The following is an 18,265-nucleotide window of genomic DNA, read 5'->3' on the forward strand; positions in this document are numbered from 1 at the left end:
ATTCCGCCAATGCCGGTCCGCCTCAGATACGGTGACACATTACCCGTAGGTTACTGAAATGCCAAGTGAAGGCAGTAAGGGCTAGAACTCGTCGCGGGCGGAAATCAGAACCAAAGCAAACCGCCTTCCGAGGACCTCTATGGATATTACTGAACTGCTTGCCTTCTCAGCGAAGCAGGGTGCGTCTGACTTGCACCTGTCTGCCGGCCTCCCTCCCATGATACGGGTTGATGGTGATGTCCGACGCATCAATCTGCCACCGGTGGAGCACAAGGAAGTTCATGGTCTGATTTACGACATCATGAACGACAAGCAGCGCAAGGACTACGAGGAATTTCTGGAGACAGACTTCTCATTTGAAGTGCCGGGCGTTGCCCGCTTCCGTGTCAACGCGTTCAACCAGAACCGGGGTTCGGGCGCGGTTTTCCGTACCATCCCGTCCAAGGTTCTGACCATGGAAGACCTGGGTATGGGACAGGTGTTCAAGGATGTTTCCTCGGTGGCTCGCGGGCTGGTGCTGGTCACCGGGCCCACCGGCTCCGGTAAATCCACGACACTGGCGGCGATGATCGATTACATAAACGACACCCGGTACGAGCATATTCTCACCATTGAAGACCCGATAGAATTTGTTCATGAATCCAAAAAGTGCCTGCTGAACCAGCGGGAAGTCCATCGCGATACCCTGGGTTTCAGCGAAGCGTTGCGGTCGGCACTGCGGGAAGACCCGGATATCATTCTGGTGGGCGAACTTCGTGACCTTGAAACCATTCGACTGGCACTGACCGCGGCCGAGACCGGTCACCTGGTGTTCGGCACCCTGCACACCACCTCGGCGGCCAAAACCATCGACCGGGTGGTGGATGTGTTCCCGGCGCAGGAGAAGTCCATGGTTCGCTCGATGCTGTCCGAATCCCTGCAGGCCGTTATCTCCCAGACACTGATGAAAAAAATGGGTGGCGGCCGGATTGCCGCCCATGAAATCATGATCGGTACCGCTGCCATCCGGAACCTGATCCGCGAGGATAAAATCGCGCAGATGTACTCCGCCATACAGACCGGTGGCTCTCTGGGCATGCAGACGCTGGATCAGTGTCTGGAAAAGCTGCTCAAGAAGGGTCTGATTTCCCGCGATGCAGCCCGCGCCAAAGCAAAAATACCGGATAATTTCTGAACCGGATGTGTTTTAGGGGCTTGCAACACACTGGGAGGGAGTCGGGCATGGCTGCCCGGGGACGTCAAAAACATGGATGTTTTTGTCGAGCGTACATGGACGTATTTACAGCGTGCCCCGGGCAGCCATGCCCGACTCCCAGACACCGATAGTCAGCTACACGGGTGAAAAGATGGAATTTGACAAGTTATTGCGTTTGATGGTTGAAAAAGGCGGTTCGGATCTGTTCATTACCGCCGGTGTGCCACCCTCCATGAAACTGAATGGCAGAGTGCACCCGGTGACCAAGAATGCCCTGACCCCGGAACAGACCCGGGAGTTCGTATACGGTTCGATGACCGAGAAGCAGCAGCAGGAGTTCGAGGAAAGTCACGAGTGTAACTTTGCTATCAGTGCCCGGGGCATTGGCCGTTTCCGCGTCAGCGCATTTTTTCAGCGCAATATTTGCGGCATGGTGCTGCGCCGGATCGAGGTCAAGATTCCCCAGATTGATGAGCTCAATCTGCCAGGAGTGATCAAGGATCTGGCGATGACCAAACGTGGTCTGATCATGTTCGTCGGGGGTACCGGAACCGGTAAATCCACATCGCTGGCGGCAATGCTGGGGCACCGTAACAGGAACAGTCGCGGCCATATTATTTCCATTGAAGACCCGATTGAATTCGTGCATCAGCATCAGGGCTGTATCGTGACCCAGCGCGAAGTGGGTATCGATACCGAGAGCTTCGAGGTGGCACTGAAAAACACCCTGCGCCAGGCGCCGGACGTAATTCTGATCGGTGAGGTCCGTACCCGTCAGACCATGGAATACTCCATGCAGTTTGCTGAAACCGGTCACCTTTGTCTTGCAACTCTGCACGCCAACAACGCCAACCAGGCGCTGGACCGCATTATCCAGTTCTTCCCGCCGGAGCAGCACAACCAGATCTGGATGGACCTGTCCCTGAACCTCAGGGCGATGGTGGCCCAGCAGTTGATTCCAACCCCGGACGGGCAGGGCCGAAAGGCCGTCATCGAAGTGCTGCTCAATACACCACTGGTTGCGGACCTGATCCGCAAGGGTGAGGTTCACCGGCTCAAGGAGCTGATGGCCAAGTCCCGGGAGTCAGGTATGCAGACATTTGACCAGGCGCTTTATGACCTTTATGCCGAAGGTTCGATTACCTACGAAGACGCTCTGGCCCATGCTGACTCTGCCAATGACCTGCGTTTGATGATCAAGCTGGGAACCGACTCACAGGGTGCCGACAAACTGAGTTCGAGTGTCGATAAACTGTCTATTCAGAATGACTGACGTCCAATCAGATTACCAAGCTCCCTGCTAGCAGGCTTTTTGCCAGAGGGGCTGGTTGATTGATGCCCGCGGTTCGGCCTGTCTACACTTGCCGGTTTTTATGGAGAATATGGAATGCAGCAAAGGAAAAGCAGCTTCGCAAGCAGACTCGGTTTTTTTGCGGCAGCGATGCTGGTTCTGACCCCGGCCACCCTGGTGGCTGGAGGCTACGGTCTCAATGAGCAGGGCGCCAGCGCGTCCGGAGTTGCCAATGCCGGTGCCGTAGCCAATCCCGAGAACGCCTCGACCGTCTATTTCAACCCTGCAGGCATGACCAGACTGGAGGGCACTCAAGTGTCTTTTGGTGCCGCCGTGCTGGATGTCACTGGTGACTTCGAGGGAAGTGCAGTCCGGGACAACGGTACCCCAGTGTCCGGCAGTGACGGCGGCAACTTTTTGCCCACGGCAGTGGTCCCCAATTTTTACATCACCCACAAGCTCAATGAAACTGCCTCCGTTGGCATCGGCATCAATGCGCCTTATGGCTTGGCAGCGGATTACGACGACGATTTCGTCGGCCGGTTCTTCGCGGATGAAACCGATCTTCAGGTGCTGGGTTTCAGTCCGGCTGTGGCTTTCTCCAGCGACAGTGGCCTCGCGATTGGTGCCAGCGTCAATCTGCTTTATGGCGAAGGTACATTGACCAAGTTCCAGGACTTGCGCTCACTGGGTTTGCCCGAGGATGGCTATTTTGAAGTGGAAGGTGATGACCTGGCAATAAATTATACCCTTGGAATCCAGCTGCAGCCGACAGAATCCACCCGCCTGGGCATGGTGTTCCGGACCGGCACCGAGCTTGAGCTGGAAGGGCGCGCCCGGCTCACTAACGCTCCGGTATTCGGTCCGGCCGGGCCCACCGGTCAGACCCGGACCCTGACGGAAAACACCGTTGTGAAACTGGAGATTCCGGATCAGCTCAGCTTTGGTATCAGTCACAGAGTGGTGGATACGGTTACCCTTCTGGTGAGTGCCACCTGGACCAAGTGGAGCCGGTTTGAGTCACTGGATGTGCGCAGCACCCAGGCAAACGCAGGTACCCCGAATGAGACCATTTCCTTTCTTGGCGAGAATAAATACGGAGAGCCGGGGGTGATCGGGCATGTGCCGGAGAACTGGAAGGATACATGGTCGGCTGCGGCCGGTGTTTCCTGGCAGGCTACGCCAGCGGTTGCCCTGAAAGCCGGCTACGCCTTTGACTCGTCGCCGATAAATGCAAGCTTCCGCACGGCCCGCGTGCCTTCTTCAGATCGTCAATGGCTGACCCTGGGTGGTCAGTACGCCCACACCAGCTCGGGCTGGACGATGGATCTGGCAGCGGGCTACCTGATTATCGAGGATCCGACAGTGGATGAACAGGAATACACTTCTGATGGCCAGCCCACACCTGGTGGCGCACGATTGACCGGTAAATATGACATAGATGCCTGGGGCGCTGCTGTCCAGCTCAGCAAGACATTCTGATAACGGCAACGGATGGCTGCGCCTGGTTACTGCTCGACAATCTGGCCCCGGTAGATGAGTTTCTTCCGCTGTTCCGGGTTGTTTCTGCCGGGCGCAACATCCTCAGCAGTGGGTTGCCCCCGGTACATCCGCTTTGACCGGTCCGCTGAGTTTCGGTGCCCATCGTCTTCCTCGGCCGCCATCTCCAGGGTGGGGATCTGCGGTTTCAGAGCCTCCCAGATTTTTGCCAGTTGGGAAGAGCGGGTCTTGCCCGCATATTCTGCCAGTCGATGCTCCAGTTCCTCGTCCGTGGTGCGGAGTTTGACTCCGAATTCTGACTGGATCAGCCGCCGACACTGATTAAACAGTTTCAAAGCGCCAGGATTCAACAGCCAACTGCGATCGGATGCCATAGTGGACATGTTAGGCGCCTCGATAGTAGGGGTGTTCCAAAGTGGCCCCTGAACCGGGAGATAAAAGGGCCGACCAATTGCCGTGCGAAATTCATGCCGGCCCGCGAATTCCCGGCGCATGCCCGACTGGCAAGGCCCCAAGCTCGAATGGCCGGGTCTACGACAGGGCCGGGCGGCACAATTTATGGGCACGACTCCATCTTATGCACCAAAAAGGTGCGTTTATGGCGCCGCGGTCATTCGTCAAGGACGCGGTCAGTGCGCCTGGTCCCAGTTATCGCCCACGCCTGTTTCCACCAATAGCGGGACGTCCAGACTGGCGGCGGCAGACATCCTGGATTCCAGCCCCGGGCAGATGGCAGCCAGCGCGCTTTCCTTTACCTCCAGTATCAGCTCGTCATGGACCTGCATGATCATTCGGGCTTCGTCCGCATGATCATGTAACAGCCAGTCTTCCACGCTGAGCATGGCGAGCTTGATGATATCGGCGGCGCTGCCCTGCATGGGTGCGTTGATCGCAGTGCGCTCGGCAGCCTGCTGGAACTGCTTGTTGCGGGCGTTGATTTCCGGCAGATACAGGCGTCTGCCAAAGAGGGTTTCGACGTAGCCGTCGTCGTGGGCCTGCTTGCGGATGTTGTCCATGTACCTCAGGACGCCCGGGTAACGTTCGAAGTAACGGTCAATGTAGGCCTGAGCCTGGTTCCGCCCGACATCAAGCTGGCGGGACAGGCCGAATGCAGACATGCCGTAAATCAGACCAAAGTTAATGGCTTTGGCGCTGCGGCGCTGGTCGGCGGAGACGTCGCCAGGACTGATACCGAAAACCTCCGCTGCCGTGGCTTTGTGAATATCCTCACCATTTTCAAAAGCGGTCAGTAAGCCCTTGTCCCCGGAGAGATGCGCCATGATGCGCAGCTCGATCTGTGAGTAATCCGCCGCCACCAGCTTGTAGCCCCGGGGCGCCACAAACGCCTGCCGGATGCGCCGCCCCTGCTCACTGCGGACGGGAATATTCTGCAGGTTGGGCTCGGACGAAGACAGACGCCCGGTGGCGGTTACTGCCTGATGGTAAGACGTGTGAATCCGCCCGGTACGGTGATGAATCAGCTCTGGCAGGGTGTCGGTGTAGGTGGATTTCAACTTGCTGAGGCTTCGATGCTCCAGGATAAGGTGGGGCAGCCGGTGGTCGTGGGCGAGTTCCTGGAGCACGGGCTCTGCGGTGGACGGCGCGCCTTTCGGAGTCTTCTTGACCACGGGTAGCTTCATCTTTTCATAGAAGATGACCTGAAGCTGTTTTGGTGATCCCAGGTTGAAGGCTTCACCGGCTTCCTCGTGGGCTTCCTTTTCCAGCTCCGCCATACGTTCTGCCAGCTCGTGGCTGTGCTGGCGCAAGGTGCTGGCGCTGATCATCGCGCCCCGCTGTTCCATCCTCGAAAGCACCGGAACCAGCGGCAGATCGATTTTTTCATAGACGTCCCTGAGACGCCCGGTTTCGGCAAGCCTGGGCCGCAGCACCTGATGCAGTCGCAGTGTTATATCCGCATCTTCGGCGGCGTAGGGGCCGGCCTGCTCCAGGTCAATCTGGTTAAAGGTAAGTTGTTTGGCATTCTTGCCCGCAATGGACTCGAACGAAGTGGTGTGCTCACCGAGATACTCCAGTGCCAGCGCATCCATGTTGTGGCGTGTCGCCACCGAATTGAGCACGTAGGATTCCAGCATGGTGTCTTCAGCAATGCCCTGAAGGTCGATGTGGTGATTGGCAAGCACGTTTTTATCATACTTGAGGTTCTGGCCGAGTTTGGGCTGCTTCGGGTTTTCCAGCAGCGGCTTCAACTGCGCCAGCACATAGTCACGGCCCAGTTGCTCTGGCGCGCCCAGGTAGTCGTGCCCGAATGGCACATAGGCGGCTTCGCCCGGCTCGATTGCAAATGAGACTCCAACAACCTGAGCATCCATGTAGCGCAGGCTGGTGGTTTCGGTATCGAACGCAAAAAGGCTCGCTTTTTTCAGGCGTTCAAGCCACCGGTTCAGTGACGCCTCATCGGTTACCAGGCTGTAGTTCTTCTCAGGGCTGGTCTTCAGGGGTTGACCCGGGTTCTGTATCGGGTCCGGATTGCCTCCGCTTTCGCGGCCCTTGTTATCGCCCTGTTCACTGCTGCTTTCCAGTTCATTGATCCAGGAGCGGAATTCGTATTCACGGAACAGTTGTAGCAATTCATCATCATTCTGCTCGCGCAGTTGCAGATCTCCGAGACCGAAATCCAGCTCCACGTCGGTACGTATGGTCGCCAGCTCATAGCTCAGTGGCAGAGTCTCTCTGGCCTCCCGCAGGTATTCGCCGATCTTGCCCTTGATCTCGTCAGCGTGGTCGATCACCCCGTCGAGGCTGCGCCAGGTCTGGAGCCATTTAACCGCAGTCTTGGGGCCACATTTATTGACGCCCGGGATGTTGTCGACCTTGTCTCCCACGAGAGCCAGGTAATCAATGATCTGCTCCGGTTCGACACCGAATTTCTCAACTACACCTTCCCGGTCCATCCGGGTGTCCGTCATGGTATTGATCAGGGTGACATGATCACTCACCAACTGGGCCATATCCTTGTCACCGGTGGAAATCACCACATCGATACCCTTGCTGGTGGCCTCGTGCGCCAGGGTGCCGATAACATCGTCAGCCTCCACACCCTCTTCTATCAACAGCGGCAAGCCCATGGCCCGGACAATCTCATGGATGGGCTGAATCTGGACACCAAGATCCTCCGGCATGGGCGGGCGGTTGGCCTTGTAGTCTTCATAGATGTCATGACGGAAGGTTTTCCCCTTGGCGTCGAAGACCACCACCATTTTGGAGCCGGGAAAATCCTGTTCCAGCTTGCGAATCATGCTGATGACGCCCTTGATAGCGCCGGTTGGCTGATTGTTGCTGGTCATCAGCGGTGGCAACGCGTGATAGGCGCGAAACAGGTAGGATGAACCGTCTACCAGAACGACCGGAGGAGTCTTCTTTTGTGTCATGTCAAAACGGACCCGGATTGTGATTGAAGCGCAAGGTGGCTTGTGCAAATCTGTTGGCAACAGTAAACCGTTGGGTCCAGAGGGTACCATGAAACCAAAAACGATCGCCTGTTCTGCTCTGTCGCTCAGTCTTCTGACCTTTGCCGCGCCGGCTCAGGAGTCCGCCGAGCCTCCCCGCGAACCGGTGGTAATTTCGGATTACCAGCCCCCCGGCTCGGAAGCGCAGATTGTGATCCGCCCCGGTGAAGATAACGAGGTGTTCTATGAATACCGGGTCAACGGCGAGCTGGTTGAAATCAAGGTGGTGCCTGAAATCGGTCCCGAATACTACCTGGTGCCCGCCGAGGGAGGAGGCTGGATCCGCGAATCGGAAACCGACCTGCTGGTGCCAAGTTGGGTATTGTTCCGCTGGTGACCAGATGTTTTCCGCTACCCGAATTGTTTTCGCGATTAGTATGATCATTCTAATTTTTAAGCATATTCTGCATTTGTCGATTCAAAGAACGGTCCCCGAAAAGCTGGACCGGACGATGCAGAATTCAAATTCGTAAACATGCATTAAAATCTTTAAGGAGAAAACCATGGGTAAACTTAAAACATATCAGGAACAGCTCCAGGAAATCGTAGAGAACGGTATCAACGCAGCTGAAGAGCAGCAGAAGAAGCTGGCTTCCAAGCCGTTTGAGTACGCCGAAAAGCTCGAAAACGGTGTTCGTGAGTACAGTGTTACCACTCTTCGCACCCGCTACTACGGCTACAGCGAGAGCCTGTTCGAGCAATTGCGCTCACTGAACAGCCGTTTCGGTAGCTTCGCTGCCGACCTGGTTGCCAAGCTCGAGAAAGAAGTCGTTGAAGGCGCTGAAGAAGTTTCTGACGTTGCTGACGCTGTCAAAGAGTCCGCAGAAGGTCAGAAGCCAGCAGCCAAGAAGCCGGCAGCCAAGAAGCCGGCAGCCAAGAAGACCACAACTGCCTCTGCCTGATAGGGCCGGATTCAGTTGTCGAGAGGCCGCCTCCGGGCGGCCTTTTTAATGCGCACCTGTTACCGTTTTAATCGCTCTCTGATGGTACTTCGAGGGGGAGTGTGCGGGATTTACCGGTGATCACTTCCAGGCGCTCGATATCAGTGATGAACTGACGCTTCACCGCGTCGATCTCGGCCTGTTGCGCCCTGATCTCACGTTCCAGTTCGTCAATGCTGGTTTCAAGCCGGCGGATCTTTTTAAGCGTTGCTTGCGGTATCTCGCGGCCCGCACGTTCGAGGTCGGCGGCTCGCGCCTGCTCCGTATCGAGCTGATTTTCGATGATCGAAATGTTGCGGCGTTTGAGCCCGGAAAGCTCCCTGAGTGCGCCAATCTGTCGGTGCAGGGCGCGAACCGCGTCATCGGGGTGGCGGAAACGCTCGAGCAGTTTGCGATCCAGCTCCAGCTGCTGCGCCTGCATTTCTTCCTCGCGCTTTTTGGACTCCCGCGCGGCAATTTCCTCGGCCGTAGGTGCCGGATCAACGGTTTCGATAACGCGACCCTTGTTATTGAGTATGTCGTATCCACGCTTTGATGCGGCTTGCGGAATGGTATTGCTGATCACCACCTGCCCGTTTTCGTCGATATAACGGTAGATACTCGCCGAAGCTGATGCGGTAACAAGCAGCAGCGCCAGGGTAGAGGTTAGAATGGCAGGCTTAAACAGATCGTTCATGACAGAAAGACGCACTCCGTGCAACGGTTGATGCTGTCAGCAGCATACCAAAAGCAGGGCAATATGCCATGCAGCTTGATCAGATACCGTAACTGTGTCGATAGGTCGCCACCCTTGCGGCGTGATGTTCGAAACCCGGGCGGGTGTTGAGGTAGTCCAGAATTTCGTCCAGTTTGATGATACTGATCACAGGAATGCCAAAGGTCGCCTGGACTTCCTCGATCGCGGAACTGGCACCGGTACCACGCTCCTGGCGGTCCAGCGCGATCAGGACACCGGCGGGACGGGCGCCTGCAGTTTTGATCAGATCCATGGATTCGCGAATGGCAGTGCCGGCGGTAATGACGTCGTCGACGATCAGAATGTCGCCCTCTAATGGGGCGCCGACAATATTGCCACCCTCGCCGTGATCTTTCTTTTCCTTGCGGTTGAAGGCAAAAGGTTTGTTGGTGCCGCCGGCAGCAAGGGCCATGGCAGTAGCGGCAGCCAACGGGATGCCCTTATAGGCTGGTCCGAAAATGACGTCATAACATAGTCCGCTCCGGCTGAGCGCGGCGGCATAAGCTTTGCTTAGTTCCAGCAGGTCATTGCCGGTATTGAACAGTCCGGCGTTGAAGAAGTAAGGGCTGATGCGACCGGATTTCAGGGTGAACTCGCCGAAGCACAGGGCGTCACGACGAATGGCAAATTCGATGAATTTCTGCTGATAGTCATGCATGGCAAGGTGTCTGGCGAGTCTGGAACTTTAACTGAAGCGTAAAAGCAGTATGATACACACAAACAATACCAGGGAACACGTATGCGTGTCGTAACAATCAGCGTCAATGGCCTGGCCCAGGCGGTTGAAAAAGGTTTTTTTGAATGGCTGGCCCGGCAGGATGCCGACGTGGTCTGCGTTCAGGACCACCGTATGCGCGCCTACGAAGTTGAAGATTACAATCTGGTTCCCGAGGGTTATCAAGCCTACTTCATTGACGGTGAACACAACGAGGACGGCGGTGTCGGCATCTATACCCGCCACTTTCCCAAAGCCATCATGTACGGCTTTGCCAGCGAGCAGGCGGACCGGGAAGGGCGCTTTATTCAGGCGGACTTTGACCGGGTGTCGGTAGCATCGGTGCTCGCTCCCTGCGCGCTCGGTCGCGAAGAAGAACTGACCGGCAGTGACGATCTGACGATGCTGGATCATAAGGATGAGTTTATGGAGTCTTTCGGGCTCCATATGCAGAAAACCTTGCGCAAACGCCGCCAGTTCATATTCGGTGCCAACCTTCAGACTGCCCATCATGTGACCGATGCCAGCCCGTTGTACCACAAACTGGATTTCTCGGGGTTCCTGCCCCACGAACGAGCATGGCTGGACCGTCTGTTTGATGAAATGGGCTGTGTGGACGCTTTCCGGGATCTGAACAAGCAGAGTAACCAGTTCACCTGGTGGCCGGAACAGATAGAAGGTTCCGACAAAAAAGCTGGTATCCGGGTGGATTACCAGTTGCTGACCCCTGGTATCCGCAAGACGGTGGTTGACGGCTGGATTGATGATTCAACCCGGTTCTCGGATCACGCCCCGGTGATTATGGATTACGACATCGAAATCGGGATCTGATTTTGGGGTTTGGGAGTACGCGCTCCCGATAAGAGAGGCTTTCCCGGACACGCTACAAGCACATCCCTGTGCGCTCGGCTTCGGCCATCCCTGGCCGGAGACGTCCCGGAAAAGATACCCTCTCCGGACCAGCGGAACAGCGGCACCTTAATCAGACAGTGCCGCTTTCTGGACCTCAAACAGTTGATTGATGCCCAGCTTCGCCAGCTTCAGCATCCCGTCAAGTTGTTCCTGCTCGAATGGCGCAGCTTCAGCCGTTCCCTGAATCTCGATGAAACCGCCCTGATCCGTCATGATGACGTTCATATCGGTTTCCGCCTCTGAGTCCTCGGGATAATCCAGATCCAGCACCGGGGTGCCTTTGTAGACCCCTACCGAAACCGCCGCAATCATCTGCTTCAGCGGTGATTTTCTGAGCTGGCCGTCCTTTACCAGATAATTCAGTGCATCCACCAGCGCCACGCAGCCACCGGTAATGGCAGCAGTACGGGTGCCGCCGTCGGCCTGGATAACGTCGCAGTCGATGGTGATGCTGTGCTCACCCAGGGCCTTCAGGTCAACGGCGGCCCTTAGTGAACGGCCGATCAGCCGCTGGATCTCGACGGTGCGGCCACCCTGTTTGCCCCGGGCGGCTTCCCGCCCCATGCGGCTGCCGGTGGAGCGCGGTAGCATGCCGTATTCGGCCGTGATCCAGCCCTGGCCCTGGCCGCGAAGAAACGGCGGTACCTTGTTTTCCACGGACGCGGTGCAGATGACTCTGGTGTCCCCGAACTCGACCAGCACCGAACCTTCGGCGTGGCGGGTGTATTGGCGGGTAATCCGGATATCGCGGGGTTGATCGGGGCTTCTTCCGCTCGGTCTCATAGTGAATCCTGATGATGGTAGTAAGGGTGCGGAGTATAACACGCGCAGACAAACGAGGTGTTCTGCTAGACTGAGTGCAGAACCCGCTGTCAGGGCAGGGTGCCTTAAAAGGAGCGCTTTATGATTCGAAGTATGACGGCATTTGCCCGCCGGGACGCCCAGGGCGACTGGGGCGCGCTGACCTGTGAAATTCGTACCGTCAATCATCGTTATCTGGAGCCGTCTTTTCGTCTGCCTGACGCACTCCGTGAACTTGAAAGCCGGTTTCGTGAGCAATTGCGAGCCGGACTTCGCAGGGGCAAGGCCGATGTGGCGTTGCGCTTCCAGTCCACTGAAACCAGCCCGCGTCTGGAAATTGATCAAGCCATGGCGCGCGCGGTGAACGAAGCAGCCAATCATATCAATCGAATTCTGGACAACCCTGCTCACGTGGGTGCGCTGGATGTCCTGCGCTGGCCCGGTGTGCTGGCATCTCCCGAGCAGGATTACAGCGGTGCCAGAACGGCGGCGGTAGAACTGTTCGAGCAGACCATGGCAGAGCTTGTGTCAGCCCGTGAGCGTGAGGGCGAGCGCCTGCGGCCGCTGTTTGAAGAGAGGCTGGCCACCATGGGCACGCTGGTTTCCGAAGTGCGCGCGCTGATGCCGACACTGCTGAAAGCCCAGAGCGAAACCATCGCCAACCGGTTCAAACAGGCAAAAGTTGAGCTCGATCCGGATCGTCTGGCCCAGGAAATGGTACTGCTGGCACAGAAGTCCGATGTGGCGGAGGAACTGGACCGCCTGGATGCTCATATTGCGGAAGTCACCCGCGTACTTGAGAGTGACGATGGTATTGGCCGCAAACTGGATTTTCTGATGCAGGAGCTTAACCGTGAAGCGAATACTCTCAGCAGCAAAAGCATAGATGCCCGTGTCACCCGCGCAGCTGTGGACCTCAAGGTCCTGATAGAACAGATTAGAGAGCAGGTGCAGAACATCGAATAGCTGTCGCGGGGTGTTGCATCGGGTCAAAGGCCCTATAATCCCGCCTTTGCAAGTCATTCTGGAAAATGGGCGCTGTTGATGAACCACCCGATAGAACACGGCACTTTGTACGTGATTTCCGCACCTTCAGGGGCCGGGAAGACCAGCCTGGTGGCGGAAATGCTCAGGCGGGACCGGAAGCTGAGTGTTTCTGTGTCGCATACCACCCGCCCGCTACGTACCGGCGAGCAGGATGGCGTAAATTACCATTTTGTCGGTCGCGCGCAATTCGAGGCCATGATTGTCGCTGGTGATTTTCTCGAACATGCTGATGTGTTCGGAAATTATTACGGCACTTCACAGGTCTGGGTAAAACAACGCCTGGCGGCCGGTGAGGACGTTATTCTCGAGATCGACTGGCAGGGTGCCGAGCAGGTTCGTCGGCTGATGCCGGAATGCGTGGGGATTTTTATAGTGCCGCCCTCGCCGGAGGTACTCCGGGAACGCCTGACCGGTCGTGGAACGGATACCCCGCAGGTGGTGGAGCGTCGCCTTGATGAGGCTGCAGACGAATGCAGCCACGCGGGAGAGTTTGATTACCTGGTGGTCAACGATGATTTTGATACTGCGCTGGAGGGCCTGTTGGCCATCGTCAGCTGTCACCGCCTGCGCATGCGCGTGCAACAGGTCCGGCACTCAGAACTGCTGATCCGACTGTCCGAACGCTGTTGAGCGGTGCTCGATACCTGTATACAAATCGGTCCGGCAGCATTAAACTACGCGGTCTGCTGGAATCAGCCATTTTTAAACGTCGGGGAAATCATGGCACGAGTTACTGTTGAAGATTGTCTGGAACACGTTGATAACCGCTTTCAGCTGGTAATGCTGGCTACCAAGCGCGCCCGTCAGATTGCCACCAAAGGCTTTGAGCCGCTGGTGCCGGAAGAGAATGACAAACCAACGGTTATTGCCCTGCGTGAAATTGCTGAAGGCAGGATCGGCCGTGAGCTGCTTGCCGAAGACGACGACGAATAAGCGTCGAAGGAATTCAGTAAAACGTTGAAATCTGTCGCGCCGGTTTTATAGTAATGTATATAGAGGGTGCGACGAAAATGCGCTAACGGCGCATTGACGCAATAGCGTTGATGGAGTGACGTCACGGAAACCCGGATCTTTGCATTCGGGTTTTTTTATTTCTGAATATCCTGTTCTGGACGGAGGCCCGGTGTCCGCAGAGGCAACAGTAGAAGTGCTGGCTGGTGAGCTTAGCGCCTATCTTGATTCCAATCGCATCAATCAGGTGCGACGCGCCTACTATTATGCCGAACAGGCTCACGAGGGACAGATGCGTCGAAGCGGCGACCGCTATATTACGCACCCGCTGGCTGTTGCCCATATCCTCGCCAGCCTGAGGCTGGACCATCAGAGCCTGATGGCCGCCATGCTTCATGACGTAATTGAAGACACCGGTATACCCAAGGAAGCCCTGGCGGAACAGTTCGGGGAAGACGTGGCCGAACTGGTCGATGGCGTCAGCAAGCTGACCCAGATTGAATTCCGCTCCCGCGCTGAAGCCCAGGCCGAGAACTTCCAGAAGATGACGCTGGCCATGGCCCGGGATATCCGGGTAATCCTGGTGAAACTGGCGGACCGGCTGCATAACATGCGCACCCTTGGCCCCATGCCCTACGAAAAACGCCAGCGTATTGCCAATGAAACCCTGGATATATATGCGCCGATCGCCAACCGGCTGGGCATGCACTCCATCTGTACCGAGCTGGAAGACCTGGGGTTCGCTTCCCTGTACCCCATGCGCGCGAAATACATTTCCAAGGCGGTGGCCAAATTGCGGGGCAGGCACCGTGAGATTATCGATGATATTCGCGGAAAGCTGGACGAAAAACTGGAAGAGAGAGGGCTGCCGGGCCGGATTCAGGGACGCGAAAAGCACCTCAGCAGCATCTACAACAAGATGAAGTTCAAGCAGAAGTCCTTCCACGAGATCATGGACGTTTATGCTTTCCGCATCGTTACCGACACGGTAGATGACTGTTACCGGATCCTTGGGGCTGTTCACAGCCTCTACAAACCTCTGCCCGGGCGCTTCAAGGATTACATCGCCATGCCCAAGGCCAACGGTTACCAGTCGCTGCACACCACGCTGTTTGGTTTGCATGTGAATATCGAAATTCAGATCCGCACGGAAGAAATGGAGCATATTGCCAATAATGGTATTGCTGCCCACTGGATGTATAAAAATGAGCCGTCGGACATTAACTCCGCAAACCAGACCCGGGTGGACAAATGGGTCAAAGGCCTGATGGAGATGCGGGAGCGGGCGGATGATTCTCTGGAATTCATCGAGCACGTCAAGGTGGATCTGTTCCCGGACGAGATCTACGTGTTCACTCCCAAGGGCCGGATTATGGAGCTGCCCCGCGGCGCAACGCCAGTGGACTTTGCCTATGCGATCCACACCGATATCGGCAATGCCTGTGTCGCCTGCCGGATCAACCGCAACCTCGGCTCCCTGAGCCAGACATTGCAGAGTGGTCAGACCGTGGAAATCATCACGGCGCCCGGCGCCCGGCCCAATCCGGCCTGGCTGAGCTTCGTTACCACCGGCAAGGCCCGGAGCAGTATTCGCCATGTGCTGAAGAACCAGCGCCGTGCGGAATCGCTGGAACTGGGCAGGGCTCTGCTGAAGAAATCACTGAAAGGCTTTGATGCGAAACTGTCGGATATCAGTGCCGGTCAGATCGAGGCAGTGGTGAGGCACAATCAGGTAGACAGCTTTGACGACCTGGTCAGCGACATCGGCCTGGGCAACCGCATGGGCTATCTGGTCGCACGGCAACTGGTCAGTGGCAGTAATGGTGACGTCAGGACCGAGCTGACCCAGACCGGTGCCACCGCAAAAGAACCTGGCGCGGTAACGATCCGCGGCACGGAAGGCTTGCTGGTGCGGTTTGCCAATTGCTGCAAACCCATTCCTGGCGACCCGGTGGTAGGTATCATGGACTCCGGCAAGGGCCTGGTAATCCATTCTGACTCCTGCTCGCGGCTGCCGGAAGACGATGAGTCCCGCGCCAATCTGACCCAGCTTAAATGGGCCAAGGATATTGCCGATGAGTTTTCCGTGGAGCTGCGGGTAGAGCTTGAACGCCAGCGTGGCGTTATTGCCGAACTGGCGAATGCGGTGGCCATGGCGGACGGTAATATCGAGCGCATTAACGTGGAAGAGCAGAATGCGAGACTGGGTGTTGTCTGCCTGGTGGTGCACGTGCACGGGCGGCGTCACCTGGCCCGGGTGATGCGCCGGATTCGCAATATCAGAGCGGTTACCCATATTAACCGGGTCCGTAACTGACCCGACCCTGACGCCCTTGTGTTTCTGCGCGGTTCCGGCTGTTGACACGCCGGGTGCCGGAAGGAGACGATTCACGATTTGCAGGAGGAAACAGAAAGTTCATGACCAACAAATCGATAATTCAGACTGAGAACGCACCGCAGGCTATCGGCACCTACTCACAGGCGGTAAAAGCAGGGGATACGGTGTATCTGTCAGGCCAGATTCCGCTGGTGCCGCAAACCATGGAGGTAGTGGCCGGGGATTTTGCCGCCAAGACGCGTCAGGTATTTGAAAACCTGAAAGCCGTCTGTGAAGCCGGCGGCGGTGGGCTGAAAGACATCGTGAAACTGAACATCTACCTGACTGACCTGAGCAATTTTGCCACGGTCAACGAAATCATGGCGACCTACTTCCAGGAACCTTACCCGGCGCGGGCAGCTGTGGGCGTAGCGGCACTGCCCAAAGGGGTGCCGGTGGAAATGGAAGCGGTGATGGTTCTGAGCTGAAGCGGGTTGTTTTCTATTCCCGCCGTTTCATCTGTTCAATCATACTGCCATAGCCTGCCCGGTAATCCGGGTAGCGGAAGCTGAAGCCGCTGTCCAGCAGTCGCTGGTTGCTGCAGCGTTTGCTTCCGGCGCGGCCGCCCTTGCGGGCATCCGGGTCGGGTGCCTTGCACGGTAGCTGTTCACGAACCCAGGCGACGACCTCGTCCAGCCGCGCTGGCTCGCAGTCACTGGCAAGGTAACAGGACTCAACCGGCTTTCCGGCCAGAACCAGCCTGACCAGGTGGCAGACCGCATCAGCGGCATCTGCCTCATGCACCCGGTTGCTATAGGGCGCGGGCGGCTGCGGGTCCATCTCACCCTCAATCACCGCCTGCAGAAAGCGTTTTCGCGACGGACCGTAGATACCACTGAAACGCACGACCGTTGCCGGATGACCGCAAGCAACGGCGTCCTGCTCACCTTCCAGAATAATCTCGCCGCTCGACCTTGCCGGCTCGGTAGGGCTGGTTTCGTCCACCCATTCATCATTGTTCTGGGCATACACGCTGCTACTGCTGATAAAAAACAGCCGTTCAAGCGGCTTATCACCGAGGGTACTGACCAGGTTACCGAGGCCAGTGACAAACGCATTCCGATAACCCGCGTCGTCGTATTGCGAGGGCGTCAGGCAGTATATGACGATGTCCAGATCCGGGGGCAGCGCGGATGCAAGCTGATCACTGTCGAGCAGATCCGCTTTCACCGCCTGGACGCCATCAGGAACACGGTCGGGGTTCCGCCGCAGGCCGAAGACCTGATGCTCGTCTGCGAGCCTGGAGGCAATGGCGCCACCGAGGTTACCGCAGCCCGCCACCAGAATACGTGATGATTGTTTGTCTTCGATGATTGCCATAGGCAAACTCAATCCTTATGCTTTGGATAATAAATTACCGGAGCCCGCCATGACCCTTACCGAGTTACGATACGTTGTTACTCTGGCCCGTGAAAGGCATTTTGGCCGTGCCGCAGAGCGTTGTCACGTCAGCCAGCCGACCCTGAGCGTGGCGGTGAAGAAACTCGAGGACGAGCTGGGCATTCCGCTGTTCGAACGCAGCAAGAACAGCATCCGTGTTACTGAAACCGGCAAGCGGATTATCGAGCAGTCCCAGCGTGTACTGGATCAGGTTGGCCTGATCAAAGACATGGCACAGGACGGCAAGAACCAGCTCAATGCGCCCCTGAAAGTGGGTGCCATCTATACTATCGGTCCCTACCTGTTTCCTCATCTGCTACCCGAGCTGCGTCGTGGTGCTCCGGATATGCCGCTGTATATTGAAGAAAATTACACGGCAACGCTGCGCAAGAAACTGCGTCAGTCAGAACTGGACGCCATTATAATCGCGCTGCCGTTTGAGGAGCCGGAAGTGGTTACCCTGCCGCTTTACGACGAACCCTTCGTTGTCCTCCTGCCGGGCGGCCATCACCTTACAGAATACGAGACCCTGACTGCAGAGCAACTGGCCCATGAGCAGCTATTGCTGCTGGGACCGGGGCACTGCTTCCGCGATCAGGTACTGGAATCCTGTCCGCCGCTGATTGAAGCCGTGAGCCGTGCGACCGCTGACAGTGCCAGGGCACCATCACTGGTCACTGAGGGCAGTTCGCTCGAGACCATACGTCACATGGTTGCATCCGGGCTGGGCATCACGGTTCTGCCGCTGTCGGCGGCCACGGCCATGCAGTACAACGAGGAGTTCCTGGCGGTCAGACCATTTGCTGCACCGGTACCCCACCGCACCGTTGCTCTGGCCTGGAGAGTGACCTTTCCTCGTCCCAAGGCCATTGATGTGCTATCGCTTGCGGCCAATCAGTGCCGGGTCATGGAAAAAGCCAGGCTCGAAAAACCCGCTGCCGCAGCCTGCTGA

18 protein-coding genes are annotated in these 18,265 nt (G+C 56.9%); 12 read left to right on the plus strand and 6 right to left on the minus strand.

The features are described 5' to 3' along the window. Positions 1-139 precede the first annotated feature (139 nt). From VJ956_RS05080 to VJ956_RS05090, 3 genes are all read left to right on the plus strand, one after another. Complete coding sequence (locus tag VJ956_RS05080; RefSeq protein ID WP_324082357.1) at positions 140-1,174, plus strand: type IV pilus twitching motility protein PilT; 1,035 nt, start codon at positions 140-142, stop codon at positions 1,172-1,174. Between the two features lie 172 nt (positions 1,175-1,346). Then, on the plus strand, positions 1,347-2,468 hold the full coding sequence (locus VJ956_RS05085) for a PilT/PilU family type 4a pilus ATPase (protein WP_324082620.1): 1,122 nt from the start codon (positions 1,347-1,349) through the stop codon (positions 2,466-2,468). Positions 2,469-2,582: 114 nt separating this feature from the next. Beyond that, the gene (locus VJ956_RS05090; RefSeq protein ID WP_324082372.1) at positions 2,583-3,968 is read left to right on the plus strand and encodes an OmpP1/FadL family transporter; all 1,386 of its coding nucleotides are present in this window, start codon (positions 2,583-2,585) and stop codon (positions 3,966-3,968) included. A 26-nt stretch (positions 3,969-3,994) separates the two neighbouring features. Here the strand turns inward: VJ956_RS05090 and VJ956_RS05095 are convergent, their stop codons facing one another. Continuing rightward, positions 3,995-4,369, minus strand: a complete 375-nt coding sequence (locus tag VJ956_RS05095; RefSeq protein WP_324082375.1) for a hypothetical protein — start codon at positions 4,367-4,369, stop codon at positions 3,995-3,997. 246 nt (positions 4,370-4,615) lie between these two features. After that, positions 4,616-7,375, minus strand: coding sequence for a DNA polymerase I (polA, locus tag VJ956_RS05100; RefSeq protein ID WP_324082377.1), 2,760 nt, complete (start codon positions 7,373-7,375; stop codon positions 4,616-4,618). A gap of 88 nt (positions 7,376-7,463) precedes the next feature. On the opposite strand from polA, the gene VJ956_RS05105 reads away from it, so the two are divergent. Together VJ956_RS05105 and VJ956_RS05110 are read left to right on the plus strand one after the other, a co-directional pair. Beyond that, entirely contained in the window at positions 7,464-7,790 is a 327-nt protein-coding gene (locus VJ956_RS05105; protein ID WP_324082378.1) for a DUF2782 domain-containing protein, read from the plus strand. 166 nt (positions 7,791-7,956) lie between these two features. After that, entirely contained in the window at positions 7,957-8,355 is a 399-nt protein-coding gene (locus tag VJ956_RS05110) for a hypothetical protein (RefSeq protein WP_324082380.1), read from the plus strand. Positions 8,356-8,422: 67 nt separating this feature from the next. Here the strand turns inward: VJ956_RS05110 and VJ956_RS05115 are convergent, their stop codons facing one another. Together VJ956_RS05115 and pyrE are read right to left on the minus strand one after the other, a co-directional pair. After that, the gene (locus tag VJ956_RS05115; protein WP_324082382.1) at positions 8,423-9,070 is read right to left on the minus strand and encodes a DUF4124 domain-containing protein; all 648 of its coding nucleotides are present in this window, start codon (positions 9,068-9,070) and stop codon (positions 8,423-8,425) included. A 79-nt stretch (positions 9,071-9,149) separates the two neighbouring features. Further along, the gene (gene pyrE / locus VJ956_RS05120) at positions 9,150-9,788 is read right to left on the minus strand and encodes an orotate phosphoribosyltransferase (RefSeq protein WP_324082383.1); all 639 of its coding nucleotides are present in this window, start codon (positions 9,786-9,788) and stop codon (positions 9,150-9,152) included. 81 nt (positions 9,789-9,869) lie between these two features. Here pyrE and VJ956_RS05125 point away from each other — a divergent pair, with 81 nt between their 5' ends. Next, positions 9,870-10,676, plus strand: a complete 807-nt coding sequence (locus VJ956_RS05125) for an exodeoxyribonuclease III (RefSeq protein WP_324082385.1) — start codon at positions 9,870-9,872, stop codon at positions 10,674-10,676. Between the two features lie 147 nt (positions 10,677-10,823). Here the strand turns inward: VJ956_RS05125 and rph are convergent, their stop codons facing one another. Next, positions 10,824-11,540, minus strand: a complete 717-nt coding sequence (gene rph / locus VJ956_RS05130; RefSeq protein ID WP_324082387.1) for a ribonuclease PH — start codon at positions 11,538-11,540, stop codon at positions 10,824-10,826. Positions 11,541-11,660: 120 nt separating this feature from the next. Here rph and VJ956_RS05135 point away from each other — a divergent pair, with 120 nt between their 5' ends. The 5 genes from VJ956_RS05135 to VJ956_RS05155 all read left to right on the plus strand — a co-directional run bounded on the left by VJ956_RS05135 (position 11,661) and on the right by VJ956_RS05155 (position 16,361). Further along, positions 11,661-12,524 carry a YicC/YloC family endoribonuclease gene (locus tag VJ956_RS05135; protein WP_324082389.1) on the plus strand — a complete coding sequence of 288 codons (864 nt, stop codon included), beginning with the start codon at positions 11,661-11,663 and terminating at the stop codon, positions 12,522-12,524. A gap of 78 nt (positions 12,525-12,602) precedes the next feature. Continuing rightward, the gene (gene gmk, locus VJ956_RS05140; protein ID WP_324082391.1) at positions 12,603-13,235 is read left to right on the plus strand and encodes a guanylate kinase; all 633 of its coding nucleotides are present in this window, start codon (positions 12,603-12,605) and stop codon (positions 13,233-13,235) included. 90 nt (positions 13,236-13,325) lie between these two features. After that, a complete protein-coding gene (gene rpoZ / locus VJ956_RS05145; protein WP_324082393.1) occupies positions 13,326-13,538 on the plus strand; it encodes a DNA-directed RNA polymerase subunit omega in 213 nt (70 codons plus the stop codon). Positions 13,539-13,728: 190 nt separating this feature from the next. Next, the gene (locus VJ956_RS05150) at positions 13,729-15,873 is read left to right on the plus strand and encodes a RelA/SpoT family protein (RefSeq protein WP_324082395.1); all 2,145 of its coding nucleotides are present in this window, start codon (positions 13,729-13,731) and stop codon (positions 15,871-15,873) included. Between the two features lie 101 nt (positions 15,874-15,974). Further along, positions 15,975-16,361 (plus strand): RidA family protein, encoded by a 387-nt coding sequence (locus tag VJ956_RS05155; RefSeq protein ID WP_324082397.1) that lies wholly within the window; start codon positions 15,975-15,977, stop codon positions 16,359-16,361. Between the two features lie 13 nt (positions 16,362-16,374). On the opposite strand, the gene VJ956_RS05160 is transcribed toward VJ956_RS05155, so the two are convergent. Further along, positions 16,375-17,253 (minus strand): NAD-dependent epimerase/dehydratase family protein, encoded by an 879-nt coding sequence (locus VJ956_RS05160; RefSeq protein WP_324082398.1) that lies wholly within the window; start codon positions 17,251-17,253, stop codon positions 16,375-16,377. 49 nt (positions 17,254-17,302) lie between these two features. Between VJ956_RS05160 and VJ956_RS05165 the strand changes: the two genes are divergently transcribed. Continuing rightward, complete coding sequence (locus VJ956_RS05165) at positions 17,303-18,265, plus strand: hydrogen peroxide-inducible genes activator (protein ID WP_324082400.1); 963 nt, start codon at positions 17,303-17,305, stop codon at positions 18,263-18,265.

Origin of the sequence: Marinobacter sp. (assembly GCF_035268745.1) — a bacterium.
GTDB lineage: Bacteria > Pseudomonadota > Gammaproteobacteria > Pseudomonadales > Oleiphilaceae > Marinobacter.